The sequence below is a fragment of the Haliea sp. E1-2-M8 genome (assembly GCF_030649675.1).
GTDB lineage: Bacteria > Pseudomonadota > Gammaproteobacteria > Pseudomonadales > Halieaceae > Haliea.
On sequence record NZ_JAUTDR010000001.1, the window covers coordinates 150394 to 176519 of the forward strand.

The 26126-nt window shown below is 64.7% G+C and carries 20 protein-coding genes; 8 read left to right on the forward strand and 12 right to left on the reverse strand.

All coding sequences use genetic code 11. The annotated features are described in order from the left end of the window. Positions 1-35: 35 nt before the first annotated feature. The 7 genes from Q6D67_RS00695 to Q6D67_RS00725 all read right to left on the reverse strand — a co-directional run bounded on the left by Q6D67_RS00695 (position 36) and on the right by Q6D67_RS00725 (position 7735). A complete protein-coding gene (locus tag Q6D67_RS00695) occupies positions 36-890 on the reverse strand; it encodes an energy transducer TonB (protein ID WP_304703590.1) in 855 nt (284 codons plus the stop codon). 8 nt (positions 891-898) lie between these two features. Further along, positions 899-1852 (reverse strand): glutathione synthase, encoded by a 954-nt coding sequence (gene gshB, locus Q6D67_RS00700; RefSeq protein ID WP_304703591.1) that lies wholly within the window; start codon positions 1850-1852, stop codon positions 899-901. An 85-nt stretch (positions 1853-1937) separates the two neighbouring features. Continuing rightward, the gene (locus Q6D67_RS00705) at positions 1938-2675 is read right to left on the reverse strand and encodes a 16S rRNA (uracil(1498)-N(3))-methyltransferase (protein WP_304703592.1); all 738 of its coding nucleotides are present in this window, start codon (positions 2673-2675) and stop codon (positions 1938-1940) included. Positions 2676-2684: 9 nt separating this feature from the next. After that, a complete protein-coding gene (metF, locus tag Q6D67_RS00710; RefSeq protein WP_304703593.1) occupies positions 2685-3512 on the reverse strand; it encodes a methylenetetrahydrofolate reductase [NAD(P)H] in 828 nt (275 codons plus the stop codon). A 7-nt stretch (positions 3513-3519) separates the two neighbouring features. Beyond that, positions 3520-4911, reverse strand: coding sequence for an adenosylhomocysteinase (gene ahcY / locus Q6D67_RS00715; RefSeq protein WP_304703594.1), 1392 nt, complete (start codon positions 4909-4911; stop codon positions 3520-3522). Between the two features lie 650 nt (positions 4912-5561). Then, complete coding sequence (gene metK, locus Q6D67_RS00720) at positions 5562-6716, reverse strand: methionine adenosyltransferase (protein ID WP_304703595.1); 1155 nt, start codon at positions 6714-6716, stop codon at positions 5562-5564. Next, positions 6713-7735 (reverse strand): metalloregulator ArsR/SmtB family transcription factor, encoded by a 1023-nt coding sequence (locus tag Q6D67_RS00725; RefSeq protein ID WP_304703596.1) that lies wholly within the window; start codon positions 7733-7735, stop codon positions 6713-6715. The genes metK and Q6D67_RS00725 overlap by 4 nt, the downstream gene beginning before the upstream one ends. 186 nt (positions 7736-7921) lie before the next feature. Between Q6D67_RS00725 and tkt the strand changes: the two genes are divergently transcribed. Genes tkt through Q6D67_RS00750 form a run of 5 tightly spaced genes read left to right on the forward strand, consistent with a single transcriptional unit; the run spans position 7922 to position 14181 of the window. After that, positions 7922-9925, forward strand: a complete 2004-nt coding sequence (tkt, locus tag Q6D67_RS00730; RefSeq protein WP_304703597.1) for a transketolase — start codon at positions 7922-7924, stop codon at positions 9923-9925. Between the two features lie 4 nt (positions 9926-9929). Then, a complete protein-coding gene (locus Q6D67_RS00735; protein WP_304703598.1) occupies positions 9930-10940 on the forward strand; it encodes a glyceraldehyde 3-phosphate dehydrogenase NAD-binding domain-containing protein in 1011 nt (336 codons plus the stop codon). Positions 10941-10976: 36 nt separating this feature from the next. Continuing rightward, positions 10977-12128 carry a phosphoglycerate kinase gene (locus Q6D67_RS00740; protein WP_370551906.1) on the forward strand — a complete coding sequence of 384 codons (1152 nt, stop codon included), beginning with the start codon at positions 10977-10979 and terminating at the stop codon, positions 12126-12128. A 39-nt stretch (positions 12129-12167) separates the two neighbouring features. Beyond that, positions 12168-13232: a class II fructose-bisphosphate aldolase gene (gene fba / locus Q6D67_RS00745; RefSeq protein ID WP_304703600.1), complete on the forward strand. Its 1065-nt coding sequence runs from the start codon at positions 12168-12170 to the stop codon at positions 13230-13232. 13 nt (positions 13233-13245) lie between these two features. Beyond that, positions 13246-14181 (forward strand): alpha/beta hydrolase, encoded by a 936-nt coding sequence (locus tag Q6D67_RS00750; RefSeq protein ID WP_304703601.1) that lies wholly within the window; start codon positions 13246-13248, stop codon positions 14179-14181. Between the two features lie 469 nt (positions 14182-14650). Here Q6D67_RS00750 and Q6D67_RS00755 read toward each other — a convergent pair whose 3' ends face one another. Beyond that, positions 14651-15247 (reverse strand): YhgN family NAAT transporter, encoded by a 597-nt coding sequence (locus Q6D67_RS00755; protein ID WP_304703602.1) that lies wholly within the window; start codon positions 15245-15247, stop codon positions 14651-14653. A 183-nt stretch (positions 15248-15430) separates the two neighbouring features. Here Q6D67_RS00755 and Q6D67_RS00760 point away from each other — a divergent pair, with 183 nt between their 5' ends. Together Q6D67_RS00760 and Q6D67_RS00765 are read left to right on the forward strand one after the other, a co-directional pair. Next, positions 15431-16582 (forward strand): aspartyl/asparaginyl beta-hydroxylase domain-containing protein, encoded by a 1152-nt coding sequence (locus Q6D67_RS00760; RefSeq protein WP_304703603.1) that lies wholly within the window; start codon positions 15431-15433, stop codon positions 16580-16582. Then, positions 16579-17544: a class I SAM-dependent methyltransferase gene (locus Q6D67_RS00765; RefSeq protein WP_304703604.1), complete on the forward strand. Its 966-nt coding sequence runs from the start codon at positions 16579-16581 to the stop codon at positions 17542-17544. Before Q6D67_RS00760 ends, Q6D67_RS00765 begins: the two co-directional genes overlap by 4 nt. Before the next feature lie 3 nt (positions 17545-17547). On the opposite strand, the gene Q6D67_RS00770 is transcribed toward Q6D67_RS00765, so the two are convergent. After that, positions 17548-17847, reverse strand: a complete 300-nt coding sequence (locus Q6D67_RS00770) for a hypothetical protein (protein WP_304703605.1) — start codon at positions 17845-17847, stop codon at positions 17548-17550. A gap of 191 nt (positions 17848-18038) precedes the next feature. On the opposite strand from Q6D67_RS00770, the gene Q6D67_RS00775 reads away from it, so the two are divergent. Next, positions 18039-19493 carry a sulfotransferase family protein gene (locus tag Q6D67_RS00775; protein WP_304703606.1) on the forward strand — a complete coding sequence of 485 codons (1455 nt, stop codon included), beginning with the start codon at positions 18039-18041 and terminating at the stop codon, positions 19491-19493. Positions 19494-19567: 74 nt separating this feature from the next. Here the strand turns inward: Q6D67_RS00775 and Q6D67_RS00780 are convergent, their stop codons facing one another. The 3 genes from Q6D67_RS00780 to Q6D67_RS00790 all read right to left on the reverse strand — a co-directional run bounded on the left by Q6D67_RS00780 (position 19568) and on the right by Q6D67_RS00790 (position 26112). Then, positions 19568-22426, reverse strand: coding sequence for a TonB-dependent receptor domain-containing protein (locus Q6D67_RS00780; protein ID WP_304703607.1), 2859 nt, complete (start codon positions 22424-22426; stop codon positions 19568-19570). Between the two features lie 226 nt (positions 22427-22652). Continuing rightward, a complete protein-coding gene (locus Q6D67_RS00785; protein ID WP_304703608.1) occupies positions 22653-23117 on the reverse strand; it encodes a hypothetical protein in 465 nt (154 codons plus the stop codon). Positions 23118-23133: 16 nt separating this feature from the next. Continuing rightward, positions 23134-26112 carry a TonB-dependent receptor gene (locus tag Q6D67_RS00790; RefSeq protein ID WP_304703609.1) on the reverse strand — a complete coding sequence of 993 codons (2979 nt, stop codon included), beginning with the start codon at positions 26110-26112 and terminating at the stop codon, positions 23134-23136. Positions 26113-26126: the final 14 nt, after the last annotated feature.

Below are 26126 nucleotides of genomic sequence, written 5' to 3' on the forward strand. Positions count from 1 at the left end.
CCCTTCCCTGTGGCGGGCAACGTTTGCACCGCCAATTAGCCTGAGCTTAGCCGGTTTTCCTCGAATTGCCACGTGCGGATGATCTCCAGCTTGTCGGCGCTGGTCCTCAACTCGGCGGGAAACGGCGCAAATGGTGCCGCCATCCGCACTATCTTGATCGCCGCTTCATCCAGTACCGCATAGCCGGAAGAGGCGAGAACCTGGATGTCCTCAAGGCGCCCGTCGTAATTGATCACCACCAGCAGGCGCAGGCTGCCGTAGAGGCCGTAGCGGATTGACGCCTCCGGGTAGTACTGATTGCCCACCGCTTCCACTCGCCGCCGCCAGTCGTGCAGGTAGGCCGCGTCCGCGGCCTCCCGGGTCGAAAGCGAGGTCAGCCGTTTTACCCGAGGCCGGTTGGAATAGTCCCGCGCCTGGTCGTCCAGCGCCGCTTCCAGGTTCGCCAGTTCCCGGCTCAGACGTTCCGCGTCCGGGCTCAGCCCCGGCATCGCGGCAGCCTCCGGGGTGCTTGCGGCCGGGCTGGCGGGGGTCTGCCGCGGACTGGCACTGCTGGTGGTTACCGGCGTTCCGGTTTGCGGCTGCGCCCGGGGCGCCAGCTCGGCCTGCTGCTCGCTGGGCATGGCCAGGGGGGCACTGGCGGCGCTGCTGACGCTTGCCTCTGCCGACTCATCGCCACTGCCCTGCTGGCTGAATTGGGCGAGATGGGTGGCCTCGTCGGGGGCAAGTTCGCTGCGCCGCTGGGCCAGGGTGATTTCCAGCTGGGGGGTGTAGGCAGGCTCTGCGCCGGGATCAAAACCGATACCCAGCACCAGGATTGCGTGCAGAGTCGCGGCGAGGAAGATAGCTATCCCCAGGCCGTTTCCGGGTTCTGTGCCTATGCGCTGCTGCATGTCCCGCCTCAGCGTGCGGCCAACTCCTGGGCAATACAATCCATCAGCTGGCCGCCGATGTCCAGGTTATAGGCGTTATCGATTTCCCGAACCCCGGTGGGGCTGGTGACATTGATCTCCGTGAGGTAGTCCCCGATCACATCCAGGCCGACAAAATAGAGCCCCCGCTCCCGCAGGGAGGGGCCGACCTGGGCGGCAATCCACCGGTCCCTGTCGGAGAGCGGCTGCGCCCTGCCGGTGCCCCCGGCCGCCAGATTGCCGCGGGTTTCGCCCGCGACCGGGACACGCGCCAGGCAGTAGGGCAGCGGCTCGCCGTTGATCATCAGGATGCGTTTGTCGCCCTCGGTGATCTCGGGGATGAAGCGCTGGGCCATGATTGTGTGCTTGCCGTGGCCGGTCAGGGTTTCGAGGATGACGTTGAGGTTGGGGTCACCCGGCATGACCCGGAATATGGAGGAGCCGCCCATGCCGTCCAGGGGCTTGAATATGACGTCGCCGTGTTCCTTGTAAAAGGCCTTGAGCCGGGCAGGATCGCTGCTCACCAGCAGGGGCGGGCAGCACTGGGGGAACCGGGTGGCGAAAACCTTCTCGTTGCAGTCCCGCAGGCTCTGGCAGCGGTTCACGATCAGGGTGCCCTCGTTCTCGGCGGCCTCCAGCATATAGGTGGCGTAAACGTACTCGTTGTCGAAGGGCGGATCCTTGCGCATCAGGATCACATCGAGCTCGGTCAGGTCGCGCACATGCGCGGTCTCCAGCTGGAACCAGGCCTCCGGGTCGCGAAACACGGTCAGGTGCGCCATGCTGGCCCGGGCCTTGCCCTGTTCCAGGAACAGGTCCCCCGGTTCCATGTAGTACAGCTGCCAGTCCCGGGCCTGGGCGGCCAGGAGCATGGCCAGGGTGCTGTCTTTCTTGTACTGGATCCGCGAGATGGGATCCATGACTACGCCGATCTTGATGGTCATCGGGGATTTCCGCCGGTCTTGAGGGTTAGCTAAAGTACGCAATGGGTGAGTGCGGTGCAAGCCTGGGACGCGGCTACCGGGGTGTTTACCCGAGGCTGTTCATATCTCCCCAGCGGGCCTGCAGGATGGCGAGCGCCGCCAGCGGCGCCGTCTCGGTGCGCAGGACCCGCGGCCCCAGCGCCAGCGACGCGAAGCCGGCGGCCTCCGCAGCGGCAATCTCGGCCTCGCTGAGCCCCCCTTCGGGGCCTACCAGCAGGCTGACGGAAGCGGGAAAATCGGCTGCCCCCGGTGCCGCCGTCGCGCGGTGGTGGAGCACGTACCTGCGCTCGCCATCAGCGTGGTCCAGCCACTGCGCCAGCGCGACGGGCTCGTGCACTGCGGGGGTGACACTGCGCCCGCACTGTTCGCAAGCGCTTACCATCACCTGCCGCCAGTGCTGTCGTTTGCGCTCCTCCCGCTCCCCGCGCAGCCTTACCTCAGTGCGCTCGGTGTAGAGCGGACTGATCCCCGCCACGCCCAGCTCCGTGGCCTTCTGCACCACCCAGTCCATGCGCTCACCGCGGGAAATACCGATGCCGAGATGGATCCGCAGCGGCGATTCCGTCAGACCGGGCACGGCTTCCAGCAGCGCGACCGTAACCTGACGCTTGTCGGCCGCGACAATTCGGGCCCGGTATTCGACGCCGCTGCCGTCAAACAGGAACAGCTCTTCACCCTGTCCCATGCGCAGTACCCGGGCCAGGTGCTGGCTGGGGCCCGACTCCAGAGCCAGCTCCTCACCCGCTGCCAGGGCTTGCCCGGTAAAGATGCGCGGTATGCGCACGGTCCGCCTTCAGAGCCCCAGGTTGTTGCGGATTTGCCGGGTCGGCTCGATCTGGTTCATGGTATAGAAGTGCAGCCCGGGAGCGCCGCTGTCCAGCAGGGTCTGGCATAGCTGGGTGACCACTTCGATGCCGAACTGGCGGATGCTCTCCTGGTCATCGCCGTAGCCTTCTATGCGCTGGCAGATCCAGCGCGGAATCTCGGCGCCGCAATTGCGCGAAAACCGCGCCAGGTTGGTGAAGTTGGTGATCGGCATGATGCCGGCAACGATGGGCTTGTCGATACCGATCGCCGCGCACTGATCGAGGAAGTAGAAATAGGACTCCACGTTGTAGAAGTACTGGGTGATGGCGCTGTCGGCGCCGGCATCCAGCTTCCGCTTGAGGAATTTCAGGTCGCTGTCATAGCTGTCGGCCTGGGGATGGATTTCCGGGTAGGCGGCCACTTCAATATGGAAGTGCGCACCGGTCTGCTCCCGGACGAAGGCCACCAGCTCGCTGGCGTACACCAGCTGGCCGGCGCTACCCATCCCCGACGGCAGGTCGCCGCGCAGGGCCACCAGCCGCCGCACCCCCATGTCACGATAGCGCTGTAGCAGCGCGGCAATGGTGTCGCGGTCATCGGCACCGAAGCTCAGGTGTGGCGCGACATCAATGCCCTGGGCGCACAGCGCTTCCACGATACCCAGGGTGCTGTCGCGGGTTGAGCCGCCGGCGCCGTAGGTGACCGAGAAGAAGGCTGGATCCAGCGCCTGCAGCGCAGGTGTGGTCTTCTCCAGCAGTGCGGCCCGCCCTTCGGCGGTCTTGGGCGGAAAGTACTCGAAGCTGATGGTGCTCATGTCACTCCTAGTACTTGTAGCTGTCGGGCTTGAAGGGGCCTTCGACCCTGACGTTGATGTACTCGGCCTGGGACTTGGTCAGGCGGGTCATCACACCGCCGAAGCCAGCCACCATGTGCGCGGCCACTTCCTCGTCCAGTTTCTTCGGCAGTACTTCGACCTTCAGGGCCGCCGGTTTCATATCGGACTCCAGATTGGCGAAGCGGCGCTCGTACAGATAGATCTGTGCCAGCACCTGGTTGGCGAAGGAGCCGTCCATGATGCGCGAGGGGTGGCCGGTGGCATTGCCCAGGTTTACCAGGCGCCCTTCGGACAGCAGGATCAGGTAGTCGCTGCGGGCTTCGTCGCGGTAGACCTTGTGCACCTGCGGCTTCACCTCCTCCCACTGCCAGGTGCGGCGCATGAAGGCGGTGTCGATCTCGTTGTCGAAGTGGCCGATATTGCAGACCACGGCGTTGCACTTAAGGGCTCGCAGCATGTTCTCGTCACAGACGTTGAAGTTGCCGGTGCTGGTCACCAGCAGGTCGACGCTGCCCAACAGCTCGCGGTTGATGCAGTCCGGGGCGCCGCTGTTGATGCCGTCGATGAAGGGTGACACCACCTCGTAGCCGTCCATGCAGGCCTGCATGGCACAGATCGGGTCCACCTCGGCAATGCGCACGATCATGCCTTCCTGGCGCAGGGACTGGGCGGAGCCCTTGCCGACGTCGCCGTAGCCGATCACCAGCGCCTTCTTGCCCGCCAGCAGGTGGTCGGTACCGCGCTTGATGGCGTCGTTGAGGCTGTGCCGGCAGCCGTACTTGTTGTCGTTCTTGGACTTGGTGATGGAGTCGTTCACGTTCACCGCCGGAATCTTCAGCTCGCCCCGGGCCAGCATTTCCTGCAGCCGGTGTACGCCGGTGGTGGTCTCCTCGGTGACACCGTGAACGTGGTCCAGCACCGCCGGGTACTGCTGGTGCAGCAGGGCGGTCAGGTCGCCGCCGTCATCCAGCACCATGTTCGCGTCCCAGGGCTTGCCGTCCTTGAGAACGGTCTGTTCCAGGCACCACTCGTATTCTTCCTCGGTCTCGCCCTTCCAGGCGAATACCGGGATGCCGGCGGCGGCGATGGCGGCGGCGGCGTGGTCCTGGGTGGAGAAGATGTTGCAGGAGGACCAGCGCACTTCCGCGCCCAGTTCGATCAGGGTCTCGATCAACACGCCGGTCTGGATGGTCATGTGGATGCAGCCGAGGATCCTGGCGCCGGCCAGGGGCTGGCTGGTGCGGTATTTCTCACGCATGGCCATTAGCGCCGGCATTTCGGTTTCGGCAATGTCCAGTTCGCGGCGGCCCCAGTCGGCGAGGCTGATGTCGGCGACTTTGTAGTCCGCCTTGGTGTCGAGTTTCTTGGCTGTGCTCATGGTCATATCCTTCCTGCTGGTTGATTCAATTTTCGATTAATACTGCTTTGTGTTCCGTATTCCGTGTTCGTGTCCGTGGTTGGTGCTTCGTAGCGCGGCCCCGATTGCCGGCCGGCCGGGGCGACCGGGGCGGGCGGCCTGCGGCTGCCCTCGCTCCGGCGCCTGCTCCGGGCCCCGCCCCGACGCGCGTCCTGCGCGGCGGGGCTTTCCGGCACATCCATGTGCCTCCAGACCCTGCGCAGCCCCCTCCGCTCGGCGCCCTTTACGTTCGCCCCAACCGGCCGGCAATCGGGGCCTGGTTGAGGCGCCAGCTCCTCGGCCTGGTCGCCGGGACGCTTCGCTGCCGGCTGGGGCGGCGAAGTGCGCAAGTCCCGGCGGGCGGCGGGGACGCTTCGCTGCCCGCCGATGTGGCGCAGTGGTATGTGACCGCGGATGACCCAGTGGGTGACGCAAAGTCTGGGCGGCACCCAAGTCAGGCTCGGTGTGGTAGTTGGGGGTTTCGGGACTGTGTGAGACATGGATGTCGAACACAAGCCCCCATGGATGGGTTTACGGCGTGTCCCGAAACCCCCAACTACCACAGCGAGCCGATGCCACGGAGTCCCACTGCCCCACCAAGTAGGCACCCTGAAGTCCCGGTACCGACCGATTCACATAGCCGCCCGCAAAACCTCCGCCTTGTCCGTCTTCTCCCAGGTAAAGTCCGCGTCTTCCCGCCCAAAATGCCCATACGCCGCAGTTTTACGGTAAATCGGCCGCTTCAGATCCAGCATCTCGACGATACCCTTGGGTCGCAGGTCAAAATGCTCCCGCACCAGCTTGACGATGGTGGCGTCGGACAGCTTGCCGGTGCCGAAGGTGTTGAGCGAGATCGAGGTGGGCTCGGCGACGCCGATGGCGTAGGAGATCTGGATCTCGCAGCGGTCGGCGAGGCCGGCGGCGACGATATTCTTGGCCACGTAGCGGCCGGCGTAGGCGGCGGAGCGGTCGACCTTGGACGGGTCCTTGCCGGAGAACGCGCCGCCGCCGTGGCGGGCCATGCCGCCGTAGGTGTCGACGATGATCTTGCGTCCGGTGAGGCCGCAGTCACCGACCGGGCCGCCGATGATGAACTGGCCGGTGGGGTTGATGTGATAGCGGGTATCCGGCCCCAGCCAGGCTTCGGGCAGAACGTCCTTGATGATCAGGTCCATTACCGCCAGATGAATATCGGCCTGGCTGATGTTTTCGTCGTGCTGGGTAGAGAGCACGACCGCGTCGACCCCGATCGGGACGCCATTGTCGTAGCGCAGGGTAATCTGGCTCTTGGCGTCGGGTCGCAGCCAGGGCAGGGTGCCGTGCTTGCGCAGTTCAGCCTGGCGCTCAACCAGCCGGTGGGCGTAATAGATGGGCGCGGGCATCAGGGTGTCGGTTTCATTGGTGGCGTAGCCGAACATCAGGCCCTGGTCGCCGGCACCCTGTTCCTTTTCCGCGCTCTCGTCCACTCCCCGGGCGATATCGGCGCTCTGCTTGCCGATGGCGTTGAGTACGGCACAGGAGGCGCCGTCGAACCCCACTTCGGAGCTGTTGTAGCCTATATCCAGCACCACATTGCGGACTACGTCCTCGAGATCGACATAGGTGTTGGTGGTTACCTCCCCTGCGATCACGACCATGCCGGTCTTCACCAGGGTTTCCACGGCGACGCGGGCATCCCGGTCATCTTTCAGGATCTGGTCCAGGATGGCATCGGAAATCTGGTCGGCCATCTTGTCCGGATGTCCCTCGGAGACCGATTCAGAAGTGAAAATGGCGTACTCGCTCATACCGCGTTCCTTGTTGCTGTGTGTGGGTGGCCGAAAAGGCGCACCTGAATCTGAAAACCGTTGCGCTGGGCCAGGTAGACGCTGGCAATGTCTGCGAGGCCCGCTTCATGGGCCCAGTCCGCCAGCTCTTCCGGGGCGAACCCCAGCCACAGGTCACCGCAGTTCTCCCGTGCCCAGGCCTGATCGTGGCGGCACAGGTCGGTGACCAGCACGACGCCATCCGGCGCCAGGCAGTCGGCAACGTCGCGCAGGATCTGCTGCGGGCTGGGTGTGTGGTGCAGGACCATGTTGAGCACCACGCAGTCGGCCTGGAGCCCGGCGAGGCCGGTGTGGCTGGTATCGCCGTGGATGAACTCGACATTGCCCAGCCGCGCCCTGGCAGCGGAGGACCTGGCGCGTTCCAGCATCGCCGCGGCATTGTCCAGGGCGACGACTCGCCGGAACCGGGGGCTCAGTTCGGCGAGAAAGCTGCCGTCGCCGGGACCAACTTCCAGGGCGGTGTCCAGCCGCGCGAGGGGGGCGTCCCGCAGAATCTGGGCCACCGTGTCGGCGTACTGCTCGTAACTGGCGATCAGGTCCTGCTGCTGGCGGAATTTGTGGGCGTTGTCGCGGAAGAAGTGTCGGGAATTGGCCTCCCGCTGCTCCTGCACCGTGGCCAGGCGCTGTGCCAGGTTGTCAGGCAGGGGCAGCGCATCGAGCGTATCGAATATCTGCTGCTGCACGGCATCCAGGCCCGGTTGCTGCCCCAACTCGGCGCGCCGGTAGAAAATGGAGTTGCCCTCCCGGCGGGTAGCGACCAGCCCGGCGCCGGCAAGGACTTTCAGGTGGTGGCTGAGAGCAGGTTGGCGCATATCGAACAGGGTGCACAGCTCGGAGACGCCGAACGAGTCCTTGCGCAGCACCCGCAGTATTTGCAGGCGCAGGGGGTCCGCACTGGCCTTGCACAGGCTGGCGAGCGCTTCCAGGCGCGAGTCCGGACAGGCGCCGGCTGCGGGTTGTGGGCTGGTGGCAACTAACATGGCGCGGAAGTCTAGCAGGCATTGCAATCTATATCAAAATATTTTGATATAGATGCTGTCGCGGGGAAGAGGGGACGCGGTGTCCGGCAAATGTTTGGCGATTTGTTTGCCGTTGGCCCCTGCTTACGCGAAAATGGCGCCCCTTCTGCTGAAAGTCCCCGAACGTTTGCCCCCATGGAGTTGCCGATGCCAGCCCGTAACGAACTTGCCAATGCGATCCGCGCCCTGAGTATGGATGCCGTCCAGCGCGCCAATAGCGGTCACCCCGGCGCGCCCATGGGCATGGCTGATATCGCCGAAGTACTGTGGAACGATTACCTGCAACACAACCCGGCCAACCCGCACTGGCCCAACCGCGACCGTTTCGTGCTCTCCAACGGCCACGGTTCCATGTTGATCTACTCCCTGCTGCACTTGAGCGGGTACGACCTGCCGATGCAGGAACTGCAGAATTTCCGCCAGTTGCACAGCCTGACTCCCGGCCACCCGGAATACGGCTACGCGCCCGGCGTCGAGACCACCACCGGCCCGCTGGGCCAGGGCCTCGCCAATGCCGTGGGCATGGCACTGTCGGAGCGGGTGCTGGCGGCCCAGTTCAATCGTCCCGGGCACGATGTTATTGATCACTACACCTACGTTTTCGTCGGCGATGGGTGCCTGATGGAGGGGATTTCCCACGAGGCCAGCTCGCTGGCGGGTACCCTCGGCCTGGGCAAACTGATCGCGTTCTACGACGACAACGGTATTTCCATTGATGGCGAAGTGGAGGGCTGGTTTACTGACGACACGCCCGCCCGCTTCCGCGCCTATGGCTGGCAGGTTATCTCCAGCGTCGATGGCCACGATCCGGTGGAGATCCGCCAGGCTATCGAGACCGCTCGCGCGGAAGGCAGCAAGCCGACCCTGATCTGCTGCAAAACCCTCATTGGCAAAGGCGCACCCAACAAGCAGGGCTCCGAGTCCTGCCACGGGGCGCCGCTGGGTGCGGAGGAGATTGCCGCTACCCGGGAGGCCCTGGGCTGGCGGTACGCACCCTTCGAGATTCCGGAAGATATCTACGGCGGCTGGGATGCGCGCCCGGCCGGCGCCACCCGCGAGCAGCAGTGGGAAGAGGCCATGGCCGCCTATGCCAGCGCCCATCCGGGCCTGGCCGCCGAACTGCGGCGGCGCCTGGCCGGTGATCTGCCGGAGGATTTTTCCGCGCAGGCCCAGGCCTGGGTGGAACAGTGCCAGGCCGACGGCCAGACCATTGCCTCCCGCAAAGCCTCCCAGAACTGTCTCAACGCCTTCGGGCCGCTGCTGCCGGAACTGCTGGGCGGCTCCGCCGACCTGGCCGGTTCCAACCTGACCCTGTGGAGCGACTCCAAGGGAGTCAGCGCTGCCGACGCCAAGGGCAACTACGTCTACTACGGTGTGCGCGAATTCGGCATGACCGCCATCATGAACGGTATCGCCCTGCACGGCGGCTTTGTTCCGTACGGCGCCACGTTCCTGATGTTCATGGAGTACGCCCGCAATGCGGTGCGGATGGCGGCGCTGATGAAGCTGCGCTCGATTCTGGTCTACACCCACGATTCCATTGGTCTCGGCGAAGATGGCCCCACCCACCAGCCGGTGGAGCAACTGACCTCACTGCGCACGACGCCCAATCTGCACACCTGGCGCCCCTGTGATACCGTCGAATCCGCGGTGTCCTGGAAAGCCGCGCTGGAGCGCCGCAAGGGCCCGACTGCGCTGGTTTTTTCGCGCCAGAACCTCGCCCACCAGCCCCGCGAGCCGGAGCAGGTGGCCGCGATTGCCCGCGGTGCCTACACCCTGGTCGATTGCGCCCGCCATCCGCAGCTGATCCTGATTGCCACCGGCTCGGAAGTGCAGCTGGCGGTGGACGCCGCGGCGAGCCTGGCCGCCGCGGGCAAGCAGGTGCGGGTGGTCTCCATGCCCTGCGCCGAGCTGTTCATGGAGCAGGATGCCGGTTACCGCGAACAGGTCCTGCCCAGCGACGTGCTGGCCCGGGTAGCGGTGGAAGCCGGGCACACGGATTACTGGTACAAGTTCGTCGGCCTCGACGGCCGCGTGGTGGGTATGACCACCTTCGGCGAGTCCGCGCCCGCGGCTGACCTGATGCCGCACTTCGGCTTCACCGTCGACAACGTGGTGGCAGTGGCGGAAGAGATTCTGCTCGAGGAGTAAGGCCGTGCTGCGCCTCGCCATCAACGGTTATGGCCGCATCGGGCGCAGCATCCTGCGTGCGCTGTACGAGGGCTCGTTGCGAGACCGGTTGCAGGTCGTCGCCATCAACGAGCTGGCGGACGCGCGCACGGTCCTGCACCTGACCCGCTACGACAGCACCCATGGGCGCTTCGGCCTGCCTCTGGAAGGCGATGTCGGTGAAATACGGGTGGCGGGCGACCGCATAGCCCTGCTCAGCCAGCCAGAGGTGGCGAAACTGCCCTGGGCCGACCTCGGAGTCGATATGGTGCTGGAGTGCACCGGCGCCTTCAGCGACCGCGCCACCGCCGAGCTGCACCTGCGTGGCGGGGCCGGCAAGGTGCTGTTCTCGCAGCCGGCCCAGGGCGATGTGGATGCCACCGTGGTCTACGGCATCAACCACGATGCCCTGCGCGCGGAGCACCAGATTGTGTCGGCCGCCTCCTGCACCACCAATGGCATTGTGCCGGTCATCCACGCGCTCGACGACGCCCTGGGCATTGTCAGCGGCACCATCACCACCATCCACTCGGCGATGAACGACCAGCCCGTGCTGGACGCCTATCACCACACGGATCTGCGCAAGACCCGGGCCGCGGCCCAGTCCATCATTCCGGTGGATACCGCCCTGGCCAAGGGCATCGAACGCATCCTGCCGGCACTTGGAGGGCGCTTTACCGCCCAGGCCCTGCGGGTGCCGACCCTGAACGTGTCCGCCATGGACCTCACCGTGCAGGTAAGCCAGCCCACCAGTGAGCAGGCGGTGAACCGGATCCTGCGCGAGGCTGCCGCGGCCCGCTATCACGGTGTGCTTGGCTTTACCATTGAGCCGCTGGCATCCTGTGATTTCAACCACGACCCGCGCTCCAGCATCGTCGATGCCAGCCAGACCCGGGTCAGTGGCGAGCAGCTGGTTAAAGTGCTGACCTGGTTTGACAACGAGTGGGCCTACGCCAACCGCATGCTGGATGTGGCTGCCTGGTGGGGCAGCCTGTAAACTGAACAACAGCGCTGGAGAGCACCGATGATACTGATGACAGATCTTGACCTCGCCGGCAAGCGGCTGCTGATCCGCGAGGACCTCAACGTACCGCTGCAGGACGGCGTGGTCAGCAGTGACGCGCGCATCCGCGCCGCCCTGCCGACGATTCGCCAGGCGGCCGCGGCGGGCGCCAAAGTGCTGCTGATGTCCCACCTGGGGCGACCGCAAGAGGGCGTGTTTGCGGAGGAGTTTTCTCTGGCGCCGGTCGCCACGCATCTGGCGGAGCTGCTGGGCCAGCCGGTGACCCTGCTGGCGGAGTGGCGGGAAGGCGTCGACCTGGCTGACGGCGAGGTCGCGCTGCTGGAAAACGTGCGCTTCAATCCGGGCGAGAAAAAGGACGACGAGTCCCTGGCCCGGGCCTACGCAGCGCTCTGCGACATTTTTGTCATGGATGCTTTCGGCACCGCGCATCGTGCCCAGGCTTCCACCCACGGGGTAGCCCGCTTTGCCCCGGTCGCCTGCGCCGGCCCGCTGCTGGCCGCTGAACTCACTGCGCTGGACAAGGCCCTGGCGCAACCGGCGCGGCCCCTGGTCGCGATTGTCGGCGGCTCCAAGGTCTCCACCAAGCTGACAGTGCTGGAAAACCTGGCGGACAAGGTCGACCAGCTGGTGGTCGGCGGCGGCATCGCCAACACCTTCCTGGCAGCCAGCGGCAAGCCGGTGGGCAAATCCCTGTGCGAGCACGACCTGATCCCGGCGGCCCGGGCATTGATGGCCAGAACCAGTGTTCCCGTACCCGTGGATGTGGTTACGGGGAAGGAGTTCTCCGCCACCGCCACGGCGGAAACCAAGTCCGCGGACGCGGTAGCCGAGGACGACTTGATCCTGGATATCGGCCCCCAGGCCGCCGCCGCCATTGCCGAAGTCCTCGCCACTGCCGGCACCATCCTCTGGAACGGCCCGGTGGGTGTATTTGAATTCGACCAGTTCGGTGGTGGCACCGAAGCCCTGGCTCGGGCCATTGCCGACAGCCCGGCGTTCTCGCTCGCCGGTGGCGGTGACACTTTGGCGGCAATCGACAAGTACGGCATTGCCGACAAGGTCTCCTATATCTCGACCGGAGGCGGGGCCTTTCTGGAATACGTGGAAGGCAAGACCCTGCCCGCTGTCGCCATTCTCCAACAACGCGGCGAGGGCGTCTGAGGGCGCCGTCTCCGCCAGGAACTCATCGAGGATTTTCCCATGGCTCTTATAAGTATGCGTCAGTTGCTGGACCACGCCGCCGAACACGGCTATGGCGTGCCTGCCTTTAACGTCAACAATCTGGAACAGACCCGGGCCATCATGGAGGCGGCGGACGCCACCAATTCTCCGGTGATCATGCAGGCCAGTGCCGGCGCCCGGAAATACGCCGGCGCACCGTTTCTGCGCCACCTGATTCAGGCTGCGATCGAGGAATTCCCGCACATCCCGGTGGTCATGCATCAGGATCACGGGGTGTCCCCGGCGGTGTGCCAGCGCTCCATTCAGCTGGGCTTCAGCTCGGTGATGATGGACGGCTCCCTGGGTGTGGACGGCAAGACGCCCATGGACTACGACTACAACGCCAGCGTTACCCGTCAGGTGGTGGAAATGGCGCACGCTTGCGGCGTTTCCGTCGAGGGGGAGCTGGGTTGCCTGGGCTCCCTGGAAACCGGTCAGGCGGGGGAGGAGGACGGCAGCGGTGCGGCGGGGACCCTGAGCCATGAGCAGCTGCTGACTGATCCGGAAGAAGCCGCGGCGTTCGTCAAGGCGACCGGCGTCGATGCCCTCGCCATCGCCTGTGGCACCAGTCACGGGGCCTACAAGTTCAGCCGCCCGCCGACCGGGGATATCCTCGCCATCGACCGGATCAAGGAGATCCATGCCCGCATCCCCGACACCCACCTGGTGATGCACGGCTCTTCCTCGGTACCCCAGGAGTGGCTCGCCATCATCAACGAGTTCGGCGGCAACATCCCGGAAACCTACGGCGTGCCGGTGGAGCAGATCCAGGAAGGGATCCGTCACGGGGTGCGCAAGGTGAATATCGACACCGACCTGCGCCTGGCCTCCACCGGCGCCGCGCGCCGCTTTCTGGCCCAGAACCCGGCTGAATTCGATCCGCGCAAGTTCCTCGCCGCGACTACGGTGGCGATGAAGGACATCTGCAGAGACCGCTACGAATCCTTTGGCAGCGCCGGCCAGGCGGACAGGATCAAGGTCCGCTCACTGATCGCCATGCAGGAAGCCTACGACGCCGGCCAGCTGAAGCCGAAGGTCAACTAGCACCGCTGGTTGCGTGGCGCGCCCCGACCGCCAGAGCCTGCAGGCCCTCCGCGACGCGCTGCCGCCCCTCGGCGAGGCAGGCTCGGTACCGGGCCTGGCGGAATACCTTGAGTTCTACGGCCTGGACTTTGCCCGGCAGCAGGCGGGCGTAAGCCATGGGACAGGTACTATATCCAGCGGTGACTACCGGGTGGCCGTCCACTGCTGGCAGCAGCCCGGTGCCCGCCACAACCTGCTGCTGGTGCACGGCTACCTGGACCACGTCGGCCTCTACGGCCATCTGATTGGCCACGCCCTGGCGCGGGGCTGCAACGTGGTTGCCTTTGACCTCCCCGGCCACGGCCTCTCCACCGGTACCCCCGCCGCCATCGGGGAATTCCGCGATTACGGCAGCGCCATCCGCGACGTTCTGGCCGCGGTGCCCCTGCCCCGCCTGCCCTGGCAGGTAATGGCCCAGAGCACCGGCGGCGCCGCCCTGGTCGAATTTGCCCGCCACCATCCGCCCTGGCCCTTCACCGGCACCGTGCTGCTGGCTCCCCTGTTACGCCCCGCTGGCTGGTGGAAGGTCCGCGCTGCACACGCCCTGGTGCACCGCTTTGCCGACACCGTGCCCCGGGGCTTCGCCGAAAACTCCTCCGATCGCGATTTCCTCGCATTCATCCGCAATGACCCGCTGCAGTCCCACCGTATCCACACAAGCTGGGTCGGCGCCCTGCGCCGCTGGCTGGCGGCGCTGCCGCTGCAGGATCTCGGCGTGGGCCCGGCCCTGCTGCTGCAGGGCGATGCCGACACCACGGTGGACTGGCGCTACAATCTGCCGCAGTACGGGAAGCTGTTTCCGGGACTGCGGATTGAGCTGGTTCACGGCGCCGGACATCAGCTGGCCAACGAGTCACAGGCGTTGCGGGAACGGTATCTGAAGGTTGTTGACCGGTATCTTGGGTGGTGACCGTGCGAGTTGCTGTGAGTGCCTGTTCAGGAGTCATTGGACATCAGTTCTAGATTCGGCTCCGGCGCCCCTGGGGGTCTTCATGGACACGCCGTTAATACGTCCCTGTAGGCTTGGATGAAACATCCATGTTTCATACAGTCCATGAAGGCCCCCAGGGGCACCGGAGCCTCGCCTTTGTGCGGGGTCAGCGCTTCCTGATTCTTTCCAGCCGGCATTCACGGAATCGCAAGTGCTGCAGGTTTCCAGCCAAGTAGTTTCGAAAACGTAGTGCACGGCTTTTCGTTGGCAGAAAAAGAGGCGGCCGGTTCCGGGTGGGGGTTGCCGGACTGTATGAAACATGGATGTTTCATCCAAGCCCCCACGGACGGGTTCACGGCGTGTCCGGCAACCCCCACCTGGAACTGGCCGCCGGCTTCAAACACCGCGAACCGCGAACCGCGAACCGCGAACAGTGAGCAGTGAGCAGTTACACCGCTGCCAGGTTGAGAAACTTCTGCACCCCATCAAAGAACATCTGCACCGAGATGATCACCAGGATCATCCCCATCAGCCGCTCCATCGCGATCAACCCCCGCGCGCCCAGCGCCCGCAGTAGCAGGGGCGAGGCCATCAGCAGTACCGCGCAGACGCCCCAGGCCCCGACTACCGCCAGGGTCCAGTCCAGCATCCGATCCGGATCCTTGTGCACCAGCAGCATGGTGATCGCCAGCGCCGAGGGGCCGGCTACCATGGGGATGGCCAGCGGCACGATGAAGGGCTCGCCGTCGGGGGTGTCGCCCAGCATGCCCTGGGGGTTGGGGAAGATCATGCGCAAGGCGATCAGGAACAGGATGATAGCGCCGGCAATGCTGATGGATTCCTGGCGCAGGTTGAGCACCTCCAGCATGGTGGAGCCCGCATAGAGGAACAGCAGCAACACGCCCAGGGCGATCAGCATCTCGCGAAAAATGACCCACTGGCGACGTTTTGCTTCCACGTCTTTAAGCACAGCGAGAAAGATCGGAATATTGCCCAGCGGGTCCATCACGAACAGCAGGGTAACGAAGGCGGATACGGTGTCCATGAGTGCTCCGGTGCAGGGGGGGCCAGTTTAACCCGTGCAGGGGCTTCGCCGCGAGGACGCTCAAGCCGCCGTCTGGTAACATGCCGGCTGGCGTTTTGACTGGAGACAAGCGATGCACCGGATGCCCCCGGGCTGTATACGGCAGCCCCTGCGCACCCTGGTTTTGGCCTGGGAGCAGGCGCGATGAGCAGCCGCGAAGAGCGTATGCAAAAAGCGTTGGCGTCCCTGCGCGGCGGCAACGCCGAGGCGGCGGCATCCATGCTGGAGCAGCTTGCCGCGGAGGGCCCGGTACCGGCTGCGACCTGGTTGGCGCTGGCATTTGCGCGGGTGAATCTGGAGCAGTCAGATGCCGCGCTGGCGGCAGTGGATCAGGCGCTGGCGCTGGAGCCGCGCAATATCCGGGCGCTGCTGTTCAAGGCGGATCATCTCGACCGGCTGGGGCGTACCCGCACTGCGGTAAGTTTCTATCAGGGCGCTCTGCAGGTGGCGTCCGCCATGCCCCAGGCGCCCCAGGATGTAATGCAGGGGTTGCGCCGGGCCCAGGATGTCTGCGACCGCCAGGCGGCTCACTACGAAAACTACCTGCTGGAAACACTGGAGGCGGACGGTTTCAACCGCCGTGCACTGCCGCGCTTTTCCGAGTCCCTGGACATTGCCTGCGGCAAACGGCCGGTTCAGCTGCAGCAGCCCACCCGCTTTTATTTCCCGGGCCTGCCGCAGCGGGCCTTCTACGAACGCGACGAATTCGCCTGGGTGGAAGCGCTCGAGGCCCAGACCGATGCAATCCGCGAAGAACTGCTGGCGATTGAGCAGGACGCGGGCCAGTTTGAGCCCTATCTGCAATCCAACCCGGATTTGCCAAAGTTTAACGCCAGCGGGACTCTGGACAGCATGGACTGGAGCGCCTGCTATCTGTGGCGCGAGGGAGTCCGGGTGGATGCGGTGACGGACCGCTGCCCACGCACCATGGCCGCGCTGGAGCACGTGCCGCTGTGCCTGATTCCGGGCCAGATGCCCTCGGTACTGTTCTCGCGCCTGGCCCCCGGGACCCGCATCGAACCGCATCATGGCGCGGTCAACAGCCGGTTGATCTGTCACCTGCCGCTGGTAGTGCCACCGAACTGTGGTGAGCTGCGGGTGGGTAACTACAACAGGGCCTGGCGGGAGGGCGAGCTGCTGGTGTTCGATGACAGCATGGAGCACGAAGCCTGGAACCACAGCAGGGAGCGGCGGGTGGTGTTGCTGTTTGATATCTGGCGGCCGGAGCTGGAACCGGAGGAGAGGCACTGGGTGGCGAAGATGTTGCAGGCCGTCAAGGCCTATGGTGAACCATGACAGGCACAGGGTCAGCAGGCTTTGCACCCGCCTGGGACACCTACTGGCGAGGTACCCGGGAGAACGCCGCGCACAAGGAAGGGGGGGTTCAGGAGGCGCTACTGGTCGAATTCTGGCGTGAGCTGCTGCAGACGCAGCTGGCGCGAAACCCGGACCTGCGGGTCCTCGATCTCGCCTGTGGCAACGGCGCCGTCACCGGATTCGTGCGCCAGATCAGCCCGGCACTGGTGGTTCATTGCTGTGACTATTCGCTGCATGCCTTGGTGGAATTGGAGCGTCGCCACCCCGGCAATTTGCGGGTCGTGGCTGATGCCGCCCGCCTGCCCTATGCCGATGCCAGCATTGACCTCGTTGCCAGCCAGTATGGGGTCGAATATGCGGGGGCAGACGCCATCGTCGAAGCCGCGCGTCTGGTTGCTCCCGGGGGCACTCTCGCCCTGTTGCTGCATGTGTCTGAGGGGGCCATTTACCGCGAGTGCGAACGCAACAGGGATGTGGTCAACGCCATCCGGGCGCTGGACATACTGGCCCTGGCCCGAAGTGCCTTTGCCGCCGGGTTTGCCCTGAACGCCGGCACGGCCACCCCCGAGACGTTTAAGCAGGCAGAGCAGGCGTTCACGCCGGCGGTGAGGGGGTTGGAAGAAATACTGCGGGAAGCCGGGCCGACGGTGGCGGGCGGCCTGCCGGGGCAGCTGTACCGGGACATCGCGCACATGTACCGCAAAATGTCAGCCTACGACCCGGCTGAAATCCTTGGCTGGCTGGAGGGTATGGCCCGGGAACTTGACGCCTACCAGGGACGCATGCAGTCCATGCTCGATGCGGCACTGCCACGCGACCAGCTGCTGGCCCTGCAGGCGGAAGTTCAAGCGATGGGATTCGCCGCCTCGCCCCTGCGGAGCCTGACAGTAAATGACCACAGCCCGGCGGCAGCCTGGGCCCTGGTCATGCAGCGTCGCTGAGCGCTAGTTGCCAATCATGGTCGCGGAGTGCACGTTGCCGCGCTGAATGTTTTCGACCGCTTCCTTGCTGGTCCGCGCATCCTGCTCCCACTCGCGGTTGGGCTTGCAGAGGCGGGTACCGATGCGGGTCCCGGTCTTGATCACTTTCTTGCAGGTGATGGCGTTGGGGCTGCCGAGTTCCGCGCTCGCGACCTGGGTTGCGCCAGCGGCGGCAGGATTGGCATTATCTGCGACCTGGGTGGAAGAACAGGCGCCGAGCAGCGGGGCGACAAGAAGCAGTGCGAATAGCTGAAATGATTTCATAAAAATCTCCCATCAAACGACAATTGTGGACTCATGCAAGGTAAGCGTCAAACCGGTTTAACGCGCCAGGTTTGCCAGGCCGGTGTCTTGCAAAGGCAGTGGGTGCGCCGTTAGATTGCCAGATCCAGTGACCAGACCGAGGTACTCCCATCGCTTCCGCAACTGATCTGATCAAGCAGGCCCAGTATCTGGTGCAACAGGCCCCCGCCGAGCCCCAGTATCGGGATCGCCTGGCCACGCTATTGGAGCACAGCGGCCAGCGGGAGCAGGCGCTGGCCTGCTATGAGCGGTTTCTGCGGGATTATCCGGGAGAAACTGTCAGCCGCTACAATTATGCCTGTGTGCTGCGCCGTGCCGGTCGCAATGAGGAAGCGCTGGCGCAGTTCGGACGCGCCCTCGAGGAAAAAATCTCGGATCCCCAGGAGGTGCTGGCCACCATGGCGCCGATCCTGGCCGATCTGCAGCGCCACGCCGAGGCCAGGCAGGCGCTGGACCGGTCGCTGGCGCTGGATCCGGCTTTTTATCCCGCGCTGTATAACCTCGCGTTACTCGAGGAGGAGGAGGGCAATCAGGCGCAGGCACGGATGCTGCTGCAACGGATTCTGGCACGATCACCACACGATTCTGCAGCCCTCGCCCGCCTGGCCAACGGTCAACGCCTGGTCGACCCCGCCGATCCCTTGCCCGGGCAACTGGAGCGAGCACTTGCGAACGTGCGCAACAACCCCTTTGCCGAGGAGGAGTTGCGCTATGCGCTGGGCAAACTGCGAGATGATCTGGCGCAGTATCCCGAGGCATTTGCCCAGTACACCGAGGGCAATCGGCTCAGCCGCCAGCGTGTCGGCCCCTACGACCGCGCGGGCCAGGAACAGCTGGTCGCCGCGCTGCAGAATCGCTTCGCTGAACGCCCGCCGGATGCCGCGGATACCGACGCGTTCAGCCCGGTGTTTGTCTGCGGGATGTTCCGCTCCGGTTCCACCTTGCTGGAGCAAATGCTGGCAGCGCACCCTGCTGTTACTGCCGGTGGTGAACTGGACTTTTTCCCGTCCCGGGTGCCACTGAATGAGCTGCCAGGGCCGATACCCGCGGAGTCATTGGCCTTGAGCGACGGCTACCGGCAATTCCTGGCCAACACCTTCCCGGGGGCGGGGATGGTGACCAACAAACGCCCGGACAACTTCCTCTACCTGGGCCTCATCCTGAGTCTGTTTCCCAGCGCCCGCGTGCTCTATACCCACCGCAATCCGCTGGACAACTGTCTTTCGGTCTACTTCCAGCAACTGGGCCCGGGCTTTCGCTATGCCAACGACCTGCTGGACACAGGCCATTTCTACCGGCAGCAACAGCGTCTGCTGGAACACTGGCAGAGGGTGTTTCCGGACAATATTTTGCTGGTGGAGTACGAGCAGCTGGTGACCGCGCCGCGAGAGCAATTGGCCCAGGTGCTGGCCTTCCTCGGGCTGCCCTGGAACGACGGCTGCCTTGATTTTGCCCGGGTTCGCAATCGCGTGCGAACCGCCAGCGTCACCCAGGTTCGGGAGGGGCTGTACACCCGCTCCTGCGAACGCTGGCGCAACTATGCCCGGCAACTTGAGCCTCTGGCGGAGTACCTGCGGCAGCAGGGATTCCCCAACAGCCAGGCATAAAAAAACCCCGGCACCTGGCCGGGGTTCTGAAAGAGTGCCGGACCAGGCTTGCGCCGGGCCCGGCAGGTACCAGCCTAGAAGCTGACGGTCACACCGACGTACATGTAACGGCCCAGTGCGTCGTAGACGCCGGGGAAAGTATTACCGTTACCACCGATGGACGGGCCAGCCGCGTTACCGGCAATCGGGGGCTCCTTGTCCATGACGTTGTTGATACCCGCGCGGATGGAAGCGTTCTCCATAACGTCCCAGATACCGGCGACGTCAAAGTAGTTGTTGGAGGGCAGATCCAGGTTGCCGTTCAGGTCTTCAACTTCGCTCATGTGGCGCCACAGTACACTGGCAGTGACACTCCAGGGAGTGAGCCAGGTCACCCGCAGGTTGTTGCGGAAGTCCGGGTTCGGGAACCCGCAAACACCGCCCCAGACACCCTTGCAGTCTTCCGTCGGCGCGGAAGCCAGTTCCTGCTGGTCCCACTTGTCGACGATGGACATGGTGTTGCTCGCCGTCAGGGTGCCCATGTCGCCCAGGGTTACCGCGTAGTCGGCGACGATGTCGAAGCCTTCTACTTTCTCGATAGCCAGGTTGTCCAGCAGGGCTACGATTTTACCGCTGGAGTTGACGTCGGAGCCAATCCAGAGGTCGCCGCTGGTGCCACGCTGGACGTTGCCACACTGGGCCGTATTGCCGTCCAGACACTCGTTGAGGATGAACTCCGGGGTCAGGTTGCCGATACCCTGCTCGATCTCGATGGAGTACCAGTCAACGCTCAGGGTCAGGTCTTCAACAAAGCCCGGTGACCAGACGATACCCATGGAGTAGGTGTCAGCTTCTTCCGGAGCCACGTCGGGGTTGCCGCCCTGCAGGTAGTTGTACTGACCGGCAGGTGAGTTGGCAATGTTGCCGTACTGGCCAGCGGTAACGCCGGTGCGGGCACATTCCTCAGCGCTACGGAGCGGGGTGGGGCCGCCACAGGGGTCCTGCGCCATGTCGAACAGGTTCAGACCCTGGGCCTGGAACAGCTCGCGGATGTTGGCGGCGCGAACAGCACGCTGGAAGCTGGCGCGCAGCTTGACGTCCTGGTTGATGGCCCAGCCGCCGCGGATACCGTAGGTGTCCGTGGTCTGGTCGGTGGAGTAGTCGGAGTAGCGGTAGCCCAGGTCGAGGGTTACTTCTTCCGCCATGGCCGCACCTTCGATCAGCGGAATGCTGGTCTCGATGAAGAATTCCGTGACGTCAAAGCTGCCGCTCACTGGCAGGGTTGCACCGCCCTGGCCGGCGCCCAGGCCGAGGCGGAAGCCTTCGTCCGGGTCAAAGTTCAGGCTTTCCTTGCGGTATTCGGCGCCGAGTACGACTTCCACACCGTTGTTGGCGGAAGGCAGCTTGACGCCGTAGTCGCCGAGGCTGCCGGCCACAAAGCCGGTGAAGACTTTCTGATCGGTGGTGCCGCGGGCAAACAGGGGCAGCTGCAGATACTCAACCATCTCATCAGTGACTGCGCCTTCGGTGAAGATGTTCCAGGGCACGCAGGGCGGGCCAGAGCGGCACACGATGTTGCCTTCTTCGTCTTCAACCGCGTCCAGGGCCAGGGCGATCTTGTTGGAGCCGAAGTCGTTCAGGTAGGTGTTTTCCATGCTGACTTCGGAGTACTGGCCGGAGAAATCGTAGCGCCAGGAATCGTTGATGTCACCGCGCAGGCCGAACACGCCGCGGAAGCTGGTGTGGCGCAGGTCCTGCTGGCGGCCACCACCTTCCACGTTCCGACGGCCGATGTAGACTGTCTGCGAATCGTCCTGGGTCAGGCCGTAGTCGCCGCAAAGGACGTTAAACTGCTGCTGGGACAGGAAGGGGTTGCCGCAGGACAGACTGTCGGTCACGAAGAAGGCACCGGAAGGCGCAATCTGGGCCAGTGTCTGGTTGTCCATGAACATCAGCTCGGTGTAGGCCTCGACATGTTCATTGACCTGGTAGCGGCCGAAGGCGCCGGCGGTGTAGCGCTCGTCGGGGCGCTGGTAGTAGTTCAGCGGGCCGTAGTTGTAGACCTCACCGTCGCGCGGGACGAACTCGTTACCCACGACCTTGAAGTCGAAGGACTCACCCCGGTCGGTCGCCGGCAGTACGCCGAAATCGGAGAAGGTGCCGCGGGGCGCGGTGGCGGAGCCGAAGCAGCCAGTGGCCGGGTTGTTCAGGGCGCACGCGGAGTAGTCGCGCTCGCTCTGCAGAACAGCATCGACCTTGCGGTAGCCGGCGTAGGCGGTGACGTTACCGCGGCCGTTGTCGAAGTTGCCGCCCATGATCAAGGACCAGTTCTGCATGTCACCGTCGGTCTTGCTGCCGTCGGGGAAAGGGAACCCGGCGTCACCAACGATTTGCTGCAGGCCACTGTTGTCGTTGTCGTGGTGATACTGGCTGAACTGGTAGTCGAACTCGATGCCTTCGAAATCGTCAACCATGACGAAGTTGACAACGCCGGCGACCGCGTCGGAACCGTAGGTGGCGGAGGCGCCACCGGTCAGCACTTCAACCCGCTGGATCAGGGAGCCGGGGATCTGGTTGATGTCGGCGCCGATACCACCTTGCAGCGGCGAGCCAGAAGGCAGGCGGCGGCCGTTGACCAGCACCAGGGTACGGGCGTCACCCAGGTTGCGCAGGTTCAGGGTTGCGGTACCGGTGGCCCCGTTGGAGGTGCCGGTGTTCTGGTTGGAGTACACCTGCGGCAGGTTGCGCATCAGGTCTTCCACGCGCACGTTGCCCTGGAATTTGAACTCCTGCGCGTCCACCTGGGTAACCGGGCTGGTGGACACCAGGTTCGCTTTCTGGATGCGGGAACCGGTTACTACCACTTCCTCAACCAGAAGCTGCTCTTCCTGGGCGTTGGCGAACTGCGGCAGAGCCGCTGCTGCGCCCATGCCCAGAGCAGCCGAAACTGCCATGGTCAGACGATTTTTCCTTAACATAGTAAATACCCCTGCACTCTGTTTAAGTATGCGTTTCCTGTGGCCAATACCACTGGAGTCCAACATTAGACGAATTTGGCGGGGGGGTCCTCAAAGTTCCTTGCAATTTTGTGACATATTCACGCAATCGGCGAGGAACTCGGCAAATTACCAGAAATAGCCTGAATTTCTCGCGCCAGGATACTGATTGGCAAACGGTTTTCTAGCGCAGCCGGGTAACGCCAATGGACTTGCCGGAAGCCGTGACCGTCATTTTGTAGAAGCCCAGCAGGTTCTTTTCAATGACCACGGCGGTGTCGTCCCCGCGGTGGAAGTAGCGGCCCCGCAGACGCTGGCGCCAGACCTGGCCGTTATCGAGGTAGAACAGGGTATCCCCGGACCAGCCCTCAAAGGGCGGGTTGATGCGCGCCTCGATGCGGATTGATTCCTCCGCGGCGCGCACTTCCGGATTGCTGCGCAGCATCTCCGGGGCTTCTTCGGCGGTGTAGCTCAACAGCCAGCGGTCCAGGGCCTCCCGCTCCGCCGGTGTCAACTTGTGCAGGCCCGCTGCCTCAAACTGTTCCGCGGACATCAGTTTTTCCACGCCGGGAAAATCCTCTGCCGCCAGTGCGGGGGCAGTGGTGAAGACGGCGCAGAGCAGGGCTGAAGCGAGAACGGGAAAGCGCATGGTGTTGCTCCGTTGGTCAGAAACGCTGACTGATACGGGTGTACCAGAAGCGGCCCTTGAGGTCGTGGGTTCGGGCGTCGATGTTATCGTTAAACGCGGAGGCCGCCAAAGGGGCCGGTTCGTCAAAGGCATTGTCCACGCCCATGGTCAGGCGCAACCCGGCCAGCACCTCGAACACGTAGCTGAGTTGCAGGTCATGCACGGTCCAGTCGCTGATGCTGCGCCGGAGGTTGCTGCCCGGCAGCGTCTCCCGCATGGCGCTGACATGGTGGATGTCGTAGCTGGCGTGCCAGCGCTCCCGCTTCCAGCGCAGGCCGAGCTGGCCCTTCCACTCGGGGATGCCCCCCAGGCCCTCGGAAGCCTCGTCCAGGAAGGTGCCCGCGAGATCAATTGTGTTCGCGCCGGGGTCCTGCTGTGCCAGGTACTCCCGGATCCAGGCCCCGTTGCCGGTGACCGACAGCTGGCCCCAGGGCTGGTCGGGGAAGTGATAGGAGAAACCCAGATCGGCGCCGCGGATCCGGCGCCGGCCGACGTTGATGTTGTTGGCCTCGACCCGCACCAGGTTGCCGAGCGGGTCCCGGGTGACGCTGTCGGCGAAACTGCCGTTGCGGGCGTTCTGGTCGACGATAAACTGGGCGCTGGAGGACACAACGTCATCCTGTTTGATCTCCCAGTAGTCCGCGCTTACCCGCAGCCCGGGGATTCGCAGCGGGATCCAGACCAGTCCTGCGCTGAGGGAATCGGAGGTCTCCGCTTCCAGGTCGGGATTGCCGCCCTTTACCGTCAGGAACTGGTTGCGGCTCGGATCCGCCTGCTGCGTGCATCCCGGCAGTACGCCCGTATTTGCGGCCTGGGTACAGGGGTCACTGAGGAAAGCCTGTTGCTCGCTGCTGCCCTCGTACAGTTCGTTCAGGCTGGGAGCGCGGAAGCCGCGGGCATAGCCGCCGCGCAGGGTCAGGGATGGCCCCAGCTGCAGCTTCAGGCCCAGCTTGGGATTGGTGCTGGCGCCGAAGTCGCTGTAGGTGGAATGCCGGATGGCCGCCTCCAGTTCCAGGCCGCGGCCGCCGCTGGCACTGTTCCAGATTGGGACCCGGGACTCGGCGTACAGCTCGATGATCTTGCGGTCGCCGTGGGTGGCTTCGAAGTTGGTGGCACCGATCGTGCCCAGGCTGGCCAGGCGGGCATCGGGCCGCTTCGCGGTCGACTCATGCCTGAATTCCACCCCCAGCGCCAGGTCACCGCGCCCCGCTGGCAGGTTCAGCAGGGCGTTGCTCAGGTTGATGGCGGCGCTGGACAGGGACGAGTGACCGCTGGTTTCGCCGGCAACCCGCAGGTAATCGACCTGCTCTGGCCCGATGCTGCCGACGGGTCCCATGATCGCCACCGGCACACAGCCATCGACGCCGGCCCCCTGGCACTGGTCTGCAGGCCCCAGCGCCCGGCGCAGGCGTTCCGTGTCCACGAGGTTGGAGACGGTCTCGGTGGCCTCGCTGCGGCTCCAGTTGACGCCCATATCCCAGTGCCAGTCGGAATACAGGCCTTCCAGCATGGCACTGACGCGCCCGACCCGGGATTCATTGCGCTGAGTACGGGAAGGAAATTCCACCAATCTCCGGCGAACGTCGACAATATCCTGGCCAAAGTCATTGAAAGGGTTGTCCGCGGCCACGGTCAGCGGGATCTGTTCGAAACCGGTGAATACCGGTGTCGGGGCCAGAGTCGCCCGGGCGCTGGTCTGCAGGTAGCTGGCCTCGAGACTGGTCGTGACCTGCGGGTTGAGGTCCCGGTTGATGCTGGCGTAGACGCTGCTGCGCCGCAGTGGCACCACCGCGGTGGTAAAGGCCTGGAAGTCGAACAGGTCGTCGGGGCCGGTTGGCCGGTAGCTGCCATCGCTCCGGGCAATCAGGCTCTGGCCGTCGGGCAGGACAACGCGGGCGTTGGCGGTGGCGCTGGAGCGCTGGTCGGTACCGCCGAGAAGACGCGTGTCGGCACTGCGCGAGACCGCCCGGTCGCGGCTGAACAGGGGTTCCTGTTCATAGTGGGAGGCGCTCAGGAACAGCCCGCCGTCGCGGAAGCTGGTGCCGTATTGCAGGGTCTGGGTGGTCGTTGCAAGGTCGCCGCGACTGCTTTCGCCGTAATAGGTCTCGGCCAGGACGCCGTAGAAGTCCCGTTTCATGATCACATTGACTACGCCGGCGATGGCGTCAGAACCGTAGATGGCCGAGGCGCTGTCCTTGAGAATTTCCACCCGCTCCACGGCAGCAGGTGAAATACTGTTGAGATCCACGGATTCGCCCGACAGGCCATCATTGGCGACCCGGCGGCCGTTGATCAGGATCAGCGTGTTGCTGGCGGGGAGGCCGCGCAGGGTGACCGTGGCAGTGCCGTCGCCGCCGTTGGATATCGCCGTGCTGGTCGAGTTGCCGATGACAGCCGGCACGAATTTGAGCAGCTCGCCCAGGGTCTGGGCGCCGCTGCGCTCTATATCCGAGCGGGCATACACCTCTACCGGGGCGCTGAAGCGGTTGGGGTCGCGGCGGATGCGCGACCCGGTCAGGCTGCTGCCATAGACATAGGTTTCCTCCATGCCGGGCTCGTAGACCGGAAACCGGGCGCTGGTTTGCTCGGGGTTGTCACAGGGGCCGTCGCTGCAGTTGACCGCGTAGATGGCGACGATGCGATCGTCGATCAGTTCCCAGTGGAGCCCGCTGTCGGCGAGCAGTTGGGCCAGGGCCGCGTCCCGCTGCAGGCTACCCACCAGGGTCGGGGCGGGGAGATGCCGCGTGAGCCGGTCCGAGAACACGATCGGCGTGTTGCTCTGGCGGCTGAACTGGATCAGCGCCGAGGAGAGGGTGCTTTCGCGAATGTCGAAGCTGTGGGAGGGCAGCCCGCTACGCTGTGAGTCCTGCGCCCAGCCGCAAGCCGCGGCTACCGTCAGCCATGCCGAAACGATACCCTGCGCGATGCACCTTGTCGCCCGGGACTCGGCAAGCATTCTCGGACCCTGCC